The sequence below is a fragment of the Pseudolysobacter antarcticus genome, from assembly GCF_004168365.1.
GTDB classification, from domain to species: Bacteria; Pseudomonadota; Gammaproteobacteria; order Xanthomonadales; family Rhodanobacteraceae; genus Pseudolysobacter; species Pseudolysobacter antarcticus.
Genome location: NZ_CP035704.1, coordinates 3,326,127 through 3,341,361, shown reverse-complemented (window position 1 = coordinate 3,341,361; position 15,235 = coordinate 3,326,127). Strand labels below are relative to the sequence as shown.

Annotated in this window: 11 protein-coding genes; 6 read left to right on the top strand and 5 right to left on the bottom strand. The window is 58.1% G+C overall.

All coding sequences use genetic code 11. The annotated features are described in order from the left end of the window. The first annotated feature begins 4 nt into the window (after positions 1–4). The gene (locus tag ELE36_RS14325) at positions 5–1,393 is read left to right on the top strand and encodes a porin (protein WP_242512278.1); all 1,389 of its coding nucleotides are present in this window, start codon (positions 5–7) and stop codon (positions 1,391–1,393) included. A gap of 138 nt (positions 1,394–1,531) precedes the next feature. Here the strand turns inward: ELE36_RS14325 and ELE36_RS14320 are convergent, their stop codons facing one another. Next, positions 1,532–2,578 carry a YeiH family protein gene (locus ELE36_RS14320; protein WP_242512277.1) on the bottom strand — a complete coding sequence of 349 codons (1,047 nt, stop codon included), beginning with the start codon at positions 2,576–2,578 and terminating at the stop codon, positions 1,532–1,534. Positions 2,579–2,741: 163 nt separating this feature from the next. Here ELE36_RS14320 and ELE36_RS14315 point away from each other — a divergent pair, with 163 nt between their 5' ends. Both ELE36_RS14315 and ELE36_RS14310 read left to right on the top strand, forming a co-directional pair. Next, on the top strand, positions 2,742–3,647 hold the full coding sequence (locus tag ELE36_RS14315) for a LysR family transcriptional regulator (RefSeq protein WP_129834433.1): 906 nt from the start codon (positions 2,742–2,744) through the stop codon (positions 3,645–3,647). A 209-nt stretch (positions 3,648–3,856) separates the two neighbouring features. Then, on the top strand, positions 3,857–5,059 hold the full coding sequence (locus ELE36_RS14310) for an alginate export family protein (RefSeq protein WP_129834431.1): 1,203 nt from the start codon (positions 3,857–3,859) through the stop codon (positions 5,057–5,059). A 24-nt stretch (positions 5,060–5,083) separates the two neighbouring features. Here ELE36_RS14310 and ELE36_RS14305 read toward each other — a convergent pair whose 3' ends face one another. Genes ELE36_RS14305 through ELE36_RS14290 form a run of 4 tightly spaced genes read right to left on the bottom strand, consistent with a single transcriptional unit; the run spans position 5,084 to position 11,323 of the window. Then, a complete protein-coding gene (locus ELE36_RS14305; protein WP_165371622.1) occupies positions 5,084–5,422 on the bottom strand; it encodes a BON domain-containing protein in 339 nt (112 codons plus the stop codon). A 19-nt stretch (positions 5,423–5,441) separates the two neighbouring features. Then, positions 5,442–6,905: an efflux transporter outer membrane subunit gene (locus tag ELE36_RS14300; RefSeq protein WP_129834427.1), complete on the bottom strand. Its 1,464-nt coding sequence runs from the start codon at positions 6,903–6,905 to the stop codon at positions 5,442–5,444. Continuing rightward, entirely contained in the window at positions 6,902–8,068 is a 1,167-nt protein-coding gene (locus tag ELE36_RS14295) for an efflux RND transporter periplasmic adaptor subunit (protein WP_129834425.1), read from the bottom strand. Before ELE36_RS14295 ends, ELE36_RS14300 begins: the two co-directional genes overlap by 4 nt. A gap of 6 nt (positions 8,069–8,074) precedes the next feature. Next, positions 8,075–11,323, bottom strand: coding sequence for an efflux RND transporter permease subunit (locus ELE36_RS14290; RefSeq protein ID WP_129834423.1), 3,249 nt, complete (start codon positions 11,321–11,323; stop codon positions 8,075–8,077). Positions 11,324–11,531: 208 nt separating this feature from the next. Here ELE36_RS14290 and ELE36_RS14285 point away from each other — a divergent pair, with 208 nt between their 5' ends. From ELE36_RS14285 to ELE36_RS14275, 3 genes are all read left to right on the top strand, one after another. Further along, on the top strand, positions 11,532–12,212 hold the full coding sequence (locus tag ELE36_RS14285; protein WP_129834421.1) for a response regulator transcription factor: 681 nt from the start codon (positions 11,532–11,534) through the stop codon (positions 12,210–12,212). Beyond that, complete coding sequence (locus ELE36_RS14280; RefSeq protein WP_129834419.1) at positions 12,196–13,572, top strand: sensor histidine kinase; 1,377 nt, start codon at positions 12,196–12,198, stop codon at positions 13,570–13,572. Before ELE36_RS14285 ends, ELE36_RS14280 begins: the two co-directional genes overlap by 17 nt. Before the next feature lie 217 nt (positions 13,573–13,789). Further along, positions 13,790–15,172, top strand: a complete 1,383-nt coding sequence (locus ELE36_RS14275) for a porin (protein WP_129834417.1) — start codon at positions 13,790–13,792, stop codon at positions 15,170–15,172. The last annotated feature ends 63 nt before the right edge of the window (positions 15,173–15,235 follow it).

Sequence of the window (15,235 nt, the reverse complement as noted above, 5' to 3'; positions counted from 1 at the left end):
AACCATGAGCCACTGCCAGAAACAACCGCTGTTATCCAGCCGCACCATCAAGAAAACCTTGCTCGCCGCGATGATCGCCAGCGCCGCTACCGCGGGTGCCGCACAAGCAGCCGACGATAGCAGCCTGACCTGGAACGGCGTCACCCTTTACGGCACCGTCGATATCGGCGTGGCTTACCAGACCCACGGCACGCCGCTCAGCGACGATTTCTACACCGGCCTGGGTTACCTGATTTCGAAGAACAGCAACAAGTCGATCACCTCGATTGCGCCGAACGCGATGAGCCAGTCGAAGGTCGGCCTGAAGGGTACCGAACAGATTGCCGACGGTTTGTCGGTCGTGTTCAAGGTCGAAACCGGCTTCAACCCGCAGTCCGGAAAAATCTCCGACGCGCTGCAATCGCTCGTCAACAACAACGGTCGCGCGCTGAATAACCAGAGCACCAACGCCGATGGCGGCCGCGCTGGTCAGATCTTCAACGGCGCGGCTTATGCCGGCCTGAGCTCGAAGGATTTTGGTACCGTCACGCTCGGTCGCCAGACCGGTCTGCTGACTGATGCGATCGGCAAATACGATCCGCAGGGCGGTTCGTATGCGTTCTCGGTGATCGGTTATTCCGGTGCGACTGCCGGCGGCGGTGATACCGAAAATACGCGTCTGGATCGTTCGATCAAATACATTTACAGCAACGGTCCGGTTCGTGTGTCTGGCTTGTATCAGTTCGGTGACACCGGCGGCCAGGGCGGCAGCACCACGCAGTTCGATATCGGTGGCGACTATGCCGGTTTCTCGGTCGATGGCCTGTATAGCAAAAAGAATGGCGCGATTGGCGCGTCTCCGCTGAGTGCAGCACAGTTCGCCACTTTGCCGCATGACTCGCTCGCCGCGACGATTTCCGACAACACCGCCTTTACGCTTGCCGCCAACTACACCACCGGTCCGTTCAAGATTTCCGGCGGCTACGAGCACATCACCTACAAAAATCCGTCCGATCCGCTGGTCGCTGGCTTCAACGGCCTCGGTGGTTACGAATTCAGTGTTGTGAACAACAACGCCTATGCAATCCACAAAGTTCTGGAAGTTTCGTGGATCGGTGCGAAGTACAAAATCAGCGATGCGCTGGATTTGACGGGCGCGTATTACCACTACGATCAGAACAGCTATCAGGGTGTGACCGGTAATCCATTGGTCAAAACCAACTGCTCCGATACGCGCGCTGGATCGTGTAGCGGCAGTCTGAATGCGTTCTCGCTGGTTGCAGACTACAAGTTCACCAAGCGTTTCGACGTATATGCCGGTGCGATGTTCTCGAAGGTATCGGATGGTCTGGCGTCGGGTTACTTGCACACATCCACGATCGATCCAACCATTGGTGGTCGCTTCAACTTCTAAGTCACACGCTCGTTCGATGCAGTGCGGATTGCGCTGCATTGATGAAAATAAAAGTCGGAGAGCGCAGGTTCTCCGGCTTTTTTTGTGCTGGTAAATTCGTGATGGACTAAATGGAAATCGCGATGCAATCGCCGAGCTTCAGCGCAATGCCGCTTGCACGCAAAGATTGATCAGCGCACCGCCGACTATCAGCCAGAAAAACAGCAGAGCGCCGAGCAACAGCGGTTTGATTCCGGCACGGCGGATCGCCGAAAGATGTGTGGTCAGGCCAAGCGCGGCCATCGCCATCGTGAGCAGAAACGTATCGATATCGGTCACGGTCGCCACGACGCTGGCAGGCAGCAACGCGAGCGAATTGAAGCCGGCCACGAGCACGAAGATCAGTGCGAACCATGGAATCACGACGCCGCGATTTGCGGCTTTTGCATCAGCTTGGTCGGTCTGTGCGAGCGTATTGCGCTGCCTTGATCGCGCCAGCCACGCAGACAGAATCACGAGGAATGGCGCGAGCATCATTACGCGCACCATTTTTGCGATGACCGCGGTATTGGCTGTTTCCTCGCTGATCGAGCGCGCCGCCGCCACGACCTGCGCCACTTCATGCACGGTCGAGCCGACATACACGCCGAATACGGTCGGACCGGCCGACAAAAAATGCCACGTCTGATTGAGTTGATACAGCGCGGGGTAGATGAAGATCGCAAGCGTGCCGAACACCACCACGGTTGATACCGCGACCGTCACCTGATCCGCGCGCCCGCGCACCACCGGTTCGGTTGCCATGACCGCGGCGGCACCGCAAATCGAACTGCCGGCGCCGATCAGTAGCGCGGTGGTGCGATCGAGCTTGAATACTTTTACGCCGAGCAGCCAAGCCAAGCCGAAGGTGCTGCCGAGCACGAGCACATCGATCGCCACACCAACGATGCCGACACGCGCAATGTCCTGAAAGGCCAGCCGGAAACCATACAGGATGATGCCGAGACGCAGCAGGCGTTGCTTGGCAAATATCACGCCGGCATCGGCATCGCTCGCGATGGCCGGATAAAACGTATTGCCGATCAGCATGCCGAGCACGATCGCGAGTGTCAGAGCGCTGATGCCATGGGTTTGCAGCAGGTGCGCTTTGCCGAGCGAGATCGCGGCAATCGCAAGCACGATGCTGAGTATCAACCCTGGCAGCAAGGAAAATCCGCGCTGAAATTTGCGGAGTTCTAGGCGGGGAAGTATCAATGCGGATATCACGAGATCTGCCTTCAAGTCATCTGGTGAAGGCATTATCGAAAATTCATGCATACAAGAAAAACAAATTATTCAGGTATTATCGAGTGATGAAACCGGTCGATAAATGCGCCTGACCCTGCGCCAGTTGCATATCTTCGTCACGGTTGCCGAATGCGGCAGCACCGCAGCGGCGGCGGATCGTGTTGCGTTGTCGCAATCGGCGACGAGCGCGGCGTTGAACGAACTCGAAAATATCCTGCAGACACGATTGTTCGATCGCATCGGCAAGCGCCTAGCGATCAACGAGGTCGGGCGGCAATTGTTGCCGCGGGCAAAAGCCACGCTGGACGGCGCGAACGAAATCGAGCTTCAATTCGGCGCATCCAGTTTCGCCGGCGCACTGCGGATCGGCGCGAGCACGACGATCGGCAACTATCTGTTGCCGCGGCTGATCGCGGAATATCGCCGACGCAACACCGCGAGTCAGATCGGCATCGAGATCGCCAATACGCGACAGATTGCCGCGGCGGTCGCTGATTTCAAACTCGATCTCGGTCTTGTCGAAGGCCCGGTTCACGAGGCTGAATTGGTGACGCTACCGTGGATCACCGATCGCATGGTGATAGTCGCCGCGCCGCGGCATGCGCTGGCTACTGCGTTTGCCGGACGCAAGGTTCCGCTCGCCTCGTTGCGAGCGGCGGAGTGGCTGCTGCGCGAGCCCGGATCGGGCACGCGCGAGGCGGTCGAACACGCGCTGCTGCCGCATCTGCATGCGCTGACCAGCGGCATCAATTTCGGCGATTCGGAAGCGATCAAGCGTGCGGTCGCGGAAGGTTTGGGAATCAGCTGCCTTTCGCTCTGCGTGGTCGAGGATCTGATCAAGACGAAAAAGCTGGTCGTGCTCGCGAGCAGCATTCCGCCGATCCTCCGGCACTTTTATCTGATCCGACACCGCAAGAAAATCCCGTCCAAGGGTATGACACGCTTTCTCGATTTCTGTATCGAGCACGCCGCTGCCGCAGCCAAGTGATCGAAATGCGCAGCTGAATCCGCACGATCAAATACAAGTTTCGGCAGTGCAGTTTGCTTGTCCGTCGTGATGCTATTGCGCACACGCCATAAGCTCATGCCGATTTTTCAGTTATCGCGCATCCGCGGCGCTTGTAGGATCGATTCATCGTTGCGTTTGATCGGTTGTCAGCGTCGCGCACATGTTTTGTTTAAAATGGGGAAGAAATAATGCGACGAAATAGACGATCGTGGTTGTGGTGGATCGGTTTGGCTTTGTTAGCGGGCAGTGCGCCGGCTGTGTACGCGGATACCGCTGTCGATGTCAGCACGCCGATCGTCGACCTGCGTTATCGCTACGCCAACATCGACAACGCCGCATTCTCGCGTACTGCCAATGCCAACACCTTGCGCATCTTGTTGGGCTATCGCTGGGTGTTTGCACAGAACTGGGCGGCGGATATCGAAGGCAGCGACACAGTCGCGTTGTTCGGTTCGCGCTACAACGATACGGCCAATGGCAAGACCCAGTTTCCGTCGGAATCCGATCCGCCATCCAAGCAGGTCAGTGCCGCCTGGGTTGGTTATGACGATGGCACGATCGCCGCGCGGATCGGTCGCCAGTACATCAATCTCGACAACCAGCGTTTTTTCACCTCGGGCTTGTGGCGACAGACGCCGCAATCGTTCGATGCCTTGTCCACGAGCTGGAAACTTCAATCCGGCACGACCTTGCAATACATCTATCTCGACAAGGCGTTGCGCAGCGTCGGTCATGATTATCCCGATCCGCTGCAGCGCGAATGGGATTTGAAAGCGAACCTGCTGCATGTCGATCAGGTGCTGCCGATCGGCAAACTCAGCGCCTACGACTACCTTGTCGAAAATGACACCCAAGCCAAATATTCATGGCGAACCGCGGGCTTGCGCTGGTCCGGAAAACAAGCGTTTTCCGACTACAAGCTGGTCTGGGCGGCGGAGTTTGCGCAGCAAAATAGCTGGCGCAACAACCCGCTGCATTACATCGCCGATTATCATCTTATCGAGGCGAGTTTCGGCGTTGATACGATCAACGCCAAGCTCGGTAATGAAGTTCTGGGTAGTAACGGCAAGGTCGGATTTTCATCGCCGTACGGTTCCAATCACGGCTTCAACGGCTGGGCCAGCGAGTTCAAGAACACACCCGCGACAGGACTCGACGACCGCTATATCGGCGCGTTCGGCCAGTTCAGCAAAGTCTTCGGCTGGTCGGTGCTCTGGCATGACTTTTACGCCGAACGTGGTAGCCGCCATTACGGTTCCGAAACCAATGCAGCACTGACCTACAGCCTCAGCAAACAACTCAGCGCTGAACTCGATTACGCCGACTATCGTAGCGACGGTTATCTGGTCGGCGAACGTAAAGCGTGGCTGTCGCTGGAGTACAAATATTAGTGATGCTGCCAGTCTGGGCGATACTCAATAAACGGTGCCGAGCACTGCGATCGAATTGACTACGCGCACGACACCAGGCACGTCGTGTGCAACCGATTCGGCGATGTTGCGTTCGAATTCGGTGTCGACCAAACCGCTCAAATAGACCACGTGATCCAGTGTCTGGATACTGATTCTGTTCGGCGGTTTCAGCTCCGATCGCTCGTCGAATTCTTTCTGCACGGCAGCGGTGATTCCGGCATCGCCAGCACAGCCATTCAATCCGCATTTCTTGTAGATCGAGCACGCGGACAACGTGATCGCCAGAAAAATCAGGCCGACAAAAAAAGCTGCATGCCAACGCGAGGACGCGTTCGCTGGCATTTCTGGCTCGCTCGGAAAATCAATTCGTGACATGAGCGGGCGTCATGGTTTGTGCGGTTTTGGAGGCATTCGACTCACCCAGCAGATCGCTGCTCCAGCCGCCGCCAATGGCTTTGATCAAGCCGACGCTGGATTGTAACTGCCGCGTGCGGATGCTCAGCGCCGTGCGTTGTGCTTGCAGCGCCGCCGTCTGGCTTTCGATGACTTCAAGATAACTCACTGCTCCGTTGTCGTAGCGATTCTGCGCCAGATCGAGCGTGTGCGTGGCAGAAACCGTTGCCGCGTTTTCATCGCTGCTTTCCTTCGCCAGCAAGTCCAGCAATGCCAGATTATCCTCAACCTGCTGGAACGCATTCAGCACTTCGGCGCGATAGCGCTGGCTCGATTCGTCGAGCGCCAGACGCGCGCGTTCGACCTCGGCGCGCCGTCGACCACCATCGAAAAGATTCAGCAATAAACCCGGGCCGAGTGACCAGTAGGTGTTCGGCGCGCTGAGCCAGGTATTGCCGCCAGTGTTCTGATAACCGCCTTGCGCGTTGAGCGTGATGCTTGGAAAAAATGCCGCACGCGCGATGCCGATTTGCTGATTCGAAGCCGCGGTGCGGCGCTCCGCTGCGGCAATGTCGGGGCGACGTTGCAGCAGCGTGGATGGCAATCCGGTCGGGATGATCGGCAACTGCAAAATATCCGGCTGCAGCGAAATCGAGAACTCCGACGCCGGCATACCCGTCAAGCTAGCGATGGCGTGTTCAAGCAATGCGCGGCGCGTGGCGACATCGCTGATCTGCGCCTTGGCGTTGTCGAGCTGAGTTTGCGCGCGCGCCTCGTCGAGGCCGGAGCCGATGCCGCCGGAATGCCGATTCGCCGTGACCTTGAGCGCGCGCGCATACGCATCGAGTGTGTCCAGCAACAATTTGTGCTCGGCATCAAAACCGCGCAACGCGATGTAGTCGGTGGCGAGTTCGGCATGCAGACTGAGCCTTACCGATTCGAGATCGGCGGCGCTCGCCTGCGCATTCGCCTCGTTCACCGCAACCTGATTGCGCACGCGCCCCCATAGGTCGAGCTCGTAGCTGATCTGCATGCCGATATCGTTGTTGCCGTATTCGTCCGGCTGCGAGCTGGAGCGCAGCGGGCGATGATCCGACTGACGGTTGTTGGTCGATAAAGCACCGGCATTGACCAGCGGCAAACGCGCCGCTTGCGCCTGCGTCACCAGCGTGCGCGCTTGCGCGTAGCGATCTGCGGCGGCGGCAAGATTCGGATTGGCAATGTCGACTTTCGCTTCGAGTTCATCCAGCAGTTTGTCGCCATATGCGAGCCACCATTCACCTCGTTTTATCTGGTCTGCAGGTGTGGCTGTCTGCCATTCCTGCGCTTCCTTGAATGCACTTGGTATTTCGACCACAGGCGTCTTGTAAGTCGGCGCGAACGAACACCCCGCGAGCGTCGATATCAGTGCAAATGCCGCCGTGCGTTTCATTGATTGGCTACCGTCGGCGTAGTGGTTTGAGCGATTTTCACGGTCTCGTTTTGCGACAACGAATCCGACGGATTGTCGATCACGCGCGCATCGGCATCGAGTCCGTTCAGCACTTCCACTTCGGTACCAAAATCGCGACCGATCTCGATCTGCTTGAGTTGTACTTTGTTATCCGTACCGAGAGTACCGACCTGCATGCCTTGCTCGCGAAACAGCAGCGCACTCGATGGCAAACGCATCACCCCGGCCTGTGCCGGCAGTGAAAAATGTACTTCGGCGTAGGAACCCGCCAGCAGCTGACCGTTGCTATTGTCGGCCTGCAATTCGACCAGCAAACTGCGCGTGGAAGGATTGATTGCCTGCGCGGTATTCACCACTTTTGCCGCGACGCCGTTGCCGCTGCGCCCGGGCAAATGCACCTCGGCCAACATGCCCGGTTTGATCGCGCCAGCGAAGCTCTGCGGCACGTTGACGTAGATGCGCAGCCGCGAAATATCGGCGACACGAAACAGCTCGGCGCCCTTGCCGTTGCCAGCATCGATCAGTGCGCCGACATCGGTGTTGCGCGCAGTGAGTATGCCGTCGAACGGTGCCACGATGCGCTTGAACGATTCAAGCTCGCGCAGTCGTGCGACGTTCGCTTGCGCGGCCGCAACGCCTGCCTTGCGCGCATCGGCGTTGCCGGATTTTTCATCCGACTCCTGCTTGCTGACGGAATCGGCACTGAGCATGTTCTGCCAGCGCTGCGCGGTGATGTTGGCGAGCTTTGCATTCGCCTGTGCGGTAGCCAGATCGGCTTCGGCCTGGCGCAGCTGTTGATCGATCTCGGGCGTTTCGAGTTCGGCCAATAATTGCCCGGCTTTTACCGGCGTGCCGATATCGACATACCAGCGTTTCAGGTAGCCGGTGGCGCGCGCGTAGATCGGCGCATCGACAAACGCCTGCACGTTGCCGGGCAGGATCAATGCTTGCTCCGCGCTATTTTTGCCCGGCTCGATCAGCGTGACCGTTCTGATCGCGCGTTCGTCGGTCCAGTGTTTCAGCGCGACTTCGCCATGCACGCGCGAGTAGATGCCAAACGCGGCGACCGCGATGGCGATCACCAGCGCGATCACGCCGGATAAATGCAGTTGCCTGGATGAAATGCGATGATGGGACGACATGACGTTTTACTCCGCAAAACTGGTCTGTCCCATCACGGGACTCGAGGATGGATCGGACTCGCGCTTCACGCCGCGCGTATGCACGATGCTGAAAATCGCCGGGACAAAAAACAAGGTGGCGCAGGTCGCGAACAGCAATCCGCCGATCACCGCACGACCGAGCGGCGCGTTCTGCTCGCCACCTTCGCCGAGGCCTAGCGCCATCGGCAACATGCCGATGATCATCGCCAGCGCGGTCATCAGCACCGGGCGAAAACGTGTGAAGCCGGCTTCGATCGCGGCGGTGGTGGCGTCCGATCCGTGCGTCATGCGTTCGCGCGCAAAACTCACGATGAGGATGCTGTTCGCGGTCGCCACGCCCATGCACATGATCGCGCCGGTCAGCGCTGGCACGCTCAAGGTGGTGTGGGTGATGAACAGCATCCAGACGATACCGGCCAGCGCGGCAGGCAGCGCGGTGATGATGACGAACGGATCCAGCCACGATTGAAAATTCACCACGATCAGCAAGTAGATCAAAACGATCGCGCCGATCAGGCCGTAGAACAATCCATCGAATGATGCATTCATGGTTTCGACTTGGCCGCGCAGCGCCACGGTCGAGCCTTTTGGTACGTCTTTTTGCGTATCGTCGAGGATTGCCTGGATATCGCGCGCCACCGCGCCGAGATCGCGGCCTTGCACCGCACCGAAAATATCGATGACCGGTTGCACGTCGTAGTGCGATACCACGCCTTCGCTCATGCCGCGCGTGACATTACCGAGCGCACCGAGGATTTGCGGCTTGCTCGATGCTGCTCCGGTGACTGGAATATTCTGCAGATCGCTCAGGCTGCTGATGCGATATTGCGGCGTCTGCGCGACCAGCGGATACGAGACGTGATTCTTCGGATTCACCCACTGCGTCGGCGCGGTCTGGTAACTGCCGGACAAACTCACGAGCAAACTCGTCGCCACATCGCGCTGGGTCAGACCGAGTTCTTCCGAACGCGTGCGATCAACATTCACGTTAAGCACCGGCTGGTTGAACACCTGCTGGATGCGCACATCGGCGATGCCCGGAATATGATTGATGCGATCGAGAATTTTCGCGGCATACGCCCGGTTTTCGTCGCGCTTGAAACCGATCACCTGCACATCGATGGGCGCGGGCAGGCCGAAGTTGAGAATCTGGCTGACGATATCCGCCGGCAGGAAAGCGAAACTCGTTCCTGGAAACGCCGACGGCAGGGTTTCGCGCAAGTCGTGCAGGTATTCTTCGGTCGGCGCGTGGTCGGGCTTCAACGAAATCAGGATGTCGGCATCGGCCGGACCGATTGGTGCAGAGTTGCTATACGAAATATTGATGCCGCTGACCGGCAGGCCGATATTGTCGATCACGCCGCCAAGATCGGATGGCGGAATGATGCCGCGGATTTTCTGTTCAATCTCGTCGCAAAGGCGCGCGGTTTCTTCGATGCGCGTACCGGTTTGCGCACGCACATGCAGCTTGATCTGGCCGGCATCGATGGTCGGGAAAAAATTCTCGCCGAGCCATGGCGCGAGCAGGAACGATGCCGCGACGACGGCGAGAAAACCGAGCACAAACATGCCTCGCCGCGCGAGTGCTAGTTGCAGCAGATCGCGGTAGGTGGCGCGCACGCTGGCGACGCGTTTTTCGAAACCTTGCTGGAAGCGAGCGAACGGATTGCGCGAATGTAGCGTGACCGAATGCGCACCGTGATCGTCCATCACGTATTCGAGATGACCCGACGCATGCGGATGCGCGAGCGAATGTTCATGCAACAGATATTTCGCCATGGTCGGCACCAGGGTGCGCGACAGCACGAATGACGCAATCATCGCGAACACCACGGCCTCGGCCATCGGCACGAACAGGAAACGCGCGACGCCGTTGAGGAAAAACATCGGCACGAACACGATGCAGATGCACAACAGCGAAATCAGCGCCGGCCCGACGATCTGCGCCGCGCCGTCCATGATCGCGCTGACCACATCTTTGCCTTGTTCCAGATGCCAGTTGATGTTTTCGATCGTCACCGTGGCATCGTCGACGAGGATGCCGACCGCGAGCGCAAGCCCGCCGAGCGTCATGATATTGATGGTTTCGCCGAGCGCCGACAGCGTGATGATCGAGGCGAGGATCGCCAACGGAATCGATACCGTGATGATTAAGGTCGAGCGCCAGCTACCGAGAAACAGCAAGATCATCAACGCGGTCAATGCGGCGGCGATCACGCCCTCGCGGATCACGCCGGCGACTGAATTTTTGACGAACACCGACTGATCGTTGATCGCCTTCATATCGAGTTCGGGCGGCGCCCCGGCCTGGATCGTCGGTAGCAATTTCTTGACGTGACTGATGATGTCGAGCGTCGAGGCATTGCCGTTTTTCTGGATCGTCGTCAGTACCGAATGCTTGCCGTCGACACGCACCATATTGGTCTGCGGCGAATAACCGTCGCGTACATGCGCTACATCGCGAATGTAGATTGTGGTGCCGTCCACTGACTTGATCGGCAGGTTGTTGAGATCGTCCAGATCGTGCGGACTGGAATTGAGTTTGACGTTGTATTCGAAACGGCCGATTTTTTCCGTGCCGCTCGGCAGGATCAGGTTCTGTGCCGCAATCGCGGTAGTGACATCGAGCGGCGACAGGCCGTGCGCGCGCAATGCCTCGGGATCGAGATCGATCTGCACCTGACGCGCCTTGCCGCCGTAAGGTGATGGAATCGCTGCACCTTCGACCTGCGCGAGTTGCGGGCGGATGAAGTTGTTGGACAGATCATAAAGTTGTTGATCGGAAAGTTTGTTGCTCGACAATGCAAGCTGCAGGATCGGCACGCTCGATGCGTTGTAACTCAATATCTGCGGTGGCGTGATGCCGGGCGGCAAACGCTTCAGCACGGTTTGCGCAATTGCCGTTACCTGCGCCAGCGCGGCGTTGATATTGACGCTGGGCTGGAAAAAGACCTTGATCACGCCAACGCCCGGCAACGATTGCGATTCGATGTGCTCGATATCGTTGACCGCCGTGGTCATCTGACGTTCGAAGTAGGTGATGATGCGATCCGAAACGTCATTGGCAGGCAGGCCGTTGTAAGTCCAGACCACGCTGACCACGGGCATCTTGATGTTCGGAAAAATATCGACCGGCGTGCGCAGGATCGACAACGGTCCGATGATCAAAATCAGCAAGGCAAGCACGACGAACGTGTAGGGCTTGTCCAGCGCAATGCGTACGATCCACAACATGCAGTCACCTGGCCGACGTGATCGGCGAACCCGTTATTCGATGGTGCGTACCATACCGCTCACGACTGCCGACAAGGGTCTGCATGAACAAAGATTCACGTTACATGTGGTGATGGTTGGGTAAGCTGTATCTCTGGCGCCGCCATGTTCGTTCGGTGCAATGAAGTAAGCCCCAGATCACGACATTCGATATTGGCCGAATCGAGAAATGACCAAAGTCCTGACCATCGAAGACGACGAAACCACGGCGCAGGAAATCATCGCCGAGCTCAGCAATCACGGCTTCGAGGTCGAATGGGCGAGCAACGGGCGCGATGGCTTGAGCAAGGCGATGACCGATGCCTACGATGTGATGACGCTGGATCGCATGTTGCCGGAGCTTGATGGGCTGGAGATCATCAGGAAAATGCGCAGCGGCGGCATCAATACGCCGGTGCTCATGATCAGTGCACTCAGCGATGTCGACGAAAGAGTGCGCGGCCTGCGCGCCGGCGGTGACGATTACATGACCAAACCGTTTGCGTCCGAAGAAATGGCCGCAAGGCTCGAAGTATTATTGCGGCGTCATCGTGTCACTGCGCGAGAAACCATGCTGCGTTTCGACACTCTTGAAATCGATCTGCTCACGCGCAGCGTGCGCCGCGGCACGCGCGAATTGCGATTGTCGCCGGCGGAATATCGCCTGCTCGAATTCATGTTGCGCAACTCGGGGCAGGTTCTCACGCGCACCATGATCTTCGAGGAAGTCTGGGGTTATCACTTCGATCCCGGCACCAATCTGATCGACGTGCACATCGCGCGCTTGCGGCGCAAGGTCGATGGGCCGGGCAACATTCCTCTGATCGAAACCGTGCGCGGCGTGGGCTACGTTCTTGGCGACGCTGGCTGACCGCTGGCGCACCAGCGCCTTCCGCCTGACCGCGATTTTCGGCGCGTTGTTCGTGGTGTGGGTGATTGTGTTGCTCGGCATCACCTATTGGCAAACCGCCGGCTACATGACGCGCCAGGTCGATCAGATTCTGCGCGTGGAGTCGGAAAATTTCCGGCGCAGCGGCGAGGCGCAACTCGCGGCCAAAGTCACGGCCAGCGTTGCCAACGACGAGCGCCATATTTTTCTGTACGGATTGTTCGCCGCGGATGGCGCGTGGCGTGCTGGCAATCTGGAGTCGCCACCACGAGACTTGCCCGAAGACGGCGAAATCCACCATATCAGCGGACGCGATTCGGGCGTGAAATACGATACGTCGTCCGAGGTGCGGGCGTTGGCGATTCGTGTCGCCGGTGGCCAGTTGCTGGTGATCGGTCGCGATGTCGCGCAGCTCGATGAATTTCGTCGTATCGTTTTTCGCGCCTTCGTCTGGGGTGCGATTGCCACCATCCTGCTGACCCTGCTTGGCGGACTGGCGCTGAGCGTCGGACCGCTGCGCCGTATCGCGCAAATTCGCCAGACCGCGCAAACCATCATCGCCGGCAACATCAAAAATCGCCTGCCGCTGGCGCAGCGTGGCGACGAGCTCGACATGCTCGCCGGCATCGTCAATACAATGCTTGATCAGATCGAGCAATTGATGGCCGAGGCGCAAGGCGTCGGCGACAATATCGCGCACGATTTGCGCACGCCACTGACCCGTCTGCGTGCGCTGCTGTATCGCGCCGAGCAACGCACCGACCTGACCGACGAACATCGCCCGATGTTGGAGCAAGCGATTGCCGAAACCGATGCCTTGCTTGCTCGTTTTCGTGCGTTGCAACGCATCGCGGAAATTGAAGATCGGCATCGCCGCGCAGCATTCACGCAAATCGAACTCGAATCGGTATTACGCCAGATCCGTGATCTGTACGAACCACTCGCCGAGGAAAAAAACATCGCGCTGACGCTGGCATGCGAGGCGGTGGCAAACGTGCTTGGCGACGCCGAGCTTTTGTTCGAGGCACTCAGCAACCTGATCGATAACGCGATCAAATTCACACCAAGCGATGGCCGTATCGAGATGCGGCTCCTGCAAGCGGATGGGGGTGCGAAAATCGAGATTACCGACTCCGGCCCCGGCATCGCCGCGAATGAACGCGATGCGGTCTTGCAGCGGTTTTATCGCAGCGAAAACAGTCGGCAGCTACCCGGCTCGGGGTTGGGTTTGAGCCTGGTTTCGGCAATCGTGCGCCTGCACGGTTTCACGTTGGAGTTCGACGATGCCGAACACGGCTTGCGCGTTTCGCTGCTGTGTTGGCCGCGTGTGGTGGTGGTCTGATTTCGGGCAAACCGCGTGCAGCATTCTCTCCGCGTCTGTGCGGTGCTGAGCACTTCTGATGCTTGATTTCCCTTAATAATTTTACAGCGTTATATCCGCTTGACCATATCGAAAGCGAATGGTCATACTCCGCCCTGCAGTCCAGTGAATCCGTGCGTTGCCGTCGTCGTCGATCGATCCGCAATTCGCTGCGACGTGAAAAACTCCGGGGGAAAGCATGAGCACTTTCAAGCAAGCATCGTCGCTGCGGATTCATTCGCGCTACGCAAAAAAGTTTCGTACGACAACACTGATCAGCGCGTTGTTCTGCGCCGCAAATTGCGTGACGGCGGCACACGCCGCCGAGGACGAAAGTCTGACCTGGAACGGCATCACGCTGTATGGCGTGTTCGACATCGGCGTGGCGTACCAGACCCACGGCACGCCATTGAGCCAGGATTGGTTTGTAGGGCTCGAATATCTGATCTCGAAGAACAGCAACAAGTCGATTACCTCGGTAGCGCCGAACGGCTTGAGCCAGTCGAAAATCGGACTCAAGGGAGTCGAGCCGATCAGCGAAGGATTGTCCGCGGTATTCAACAGCGAAATCGGCTTCGATCCGCAATCGGGCAATCTCGCCGATGCACTCAAATCACTGACCCACAACAATGGCGTGGCGCTTGATCGGCAGACTTCCGCGGGCGATAGCGCACGCGCCGGGCAGGTCTTCAACGGCCAGATTTATGCGGGGCTGAGCTCGCGTGATTTCGGCACGATAACCTTCGGCCGACAGAACACGCTGCTGCTCGAAAACATCCTCAAGTACGATGCGTTTTCGGGTTCGTATGCGTTTTCGCCGATCGGCTTGTCGGGCGTATGCGCCGGTGGTGGCGACACCGAAAATACGCGGCTCGACAACTCGGTGAAATATTTCTACAAGAACGAAATGTTTCACGGCGGCGTGATGTACCAGTTCGGCAAAACCGATAGCAGCCCGGGTGAGGCGTTGCAGACGGATCTCGGTTTTGAATACGCCGGCTTCTCGCTCGACGGTGTGTATGCGCGCAAGAAAGATGCGATTGCCGCAGCCTCGTTGAGTGCGGCGCAAGTGACGATTCTGCCGATCGACTCGCTGGCCGCGACAATTTCCGACAACACCTCGTACACGCTGGGCGCGAGTTATATCCTCGGCCCGCTCAAGGCTTTCGCCGGCTACAACCACATCAAATATCAGAACCCGTCGCTGCCGATTACCGAGCCGTTCAACGGGCTCGGCGGCTATTACTTGAGCGTGATCAACAACAGCGCGTTTCCGAATCCGAAGGTGCTGCAGATTTCGTGGGGCGGCCTGAAATACGCGATGACCAAGGATATCGACATCACCGGCGCGATCTATCATTACGATCAAAACAGCTACGGCAAGGTGCACTGTTCCAACACCAGCGCCGGCACCTGCAGCGGCACGCTCGAGGCGTATTCCGTCGCGCTGGATTACCGTTTTGCCAAGCGTTTTGACGCGTATGCAGGCGTGATGTTTTCGCGTGTGGCGGATGGTTTGGCGTCAGGCTTCTTGAATACCTCGACGGCCGATCCGATGATCGGATTTCGCTTCAAGTTCTAGCGCTCGCATTAGCCGAATCAGCATTGGCAAATCGTGTCGAGCGGCTACGGCGATGTCAGCGAC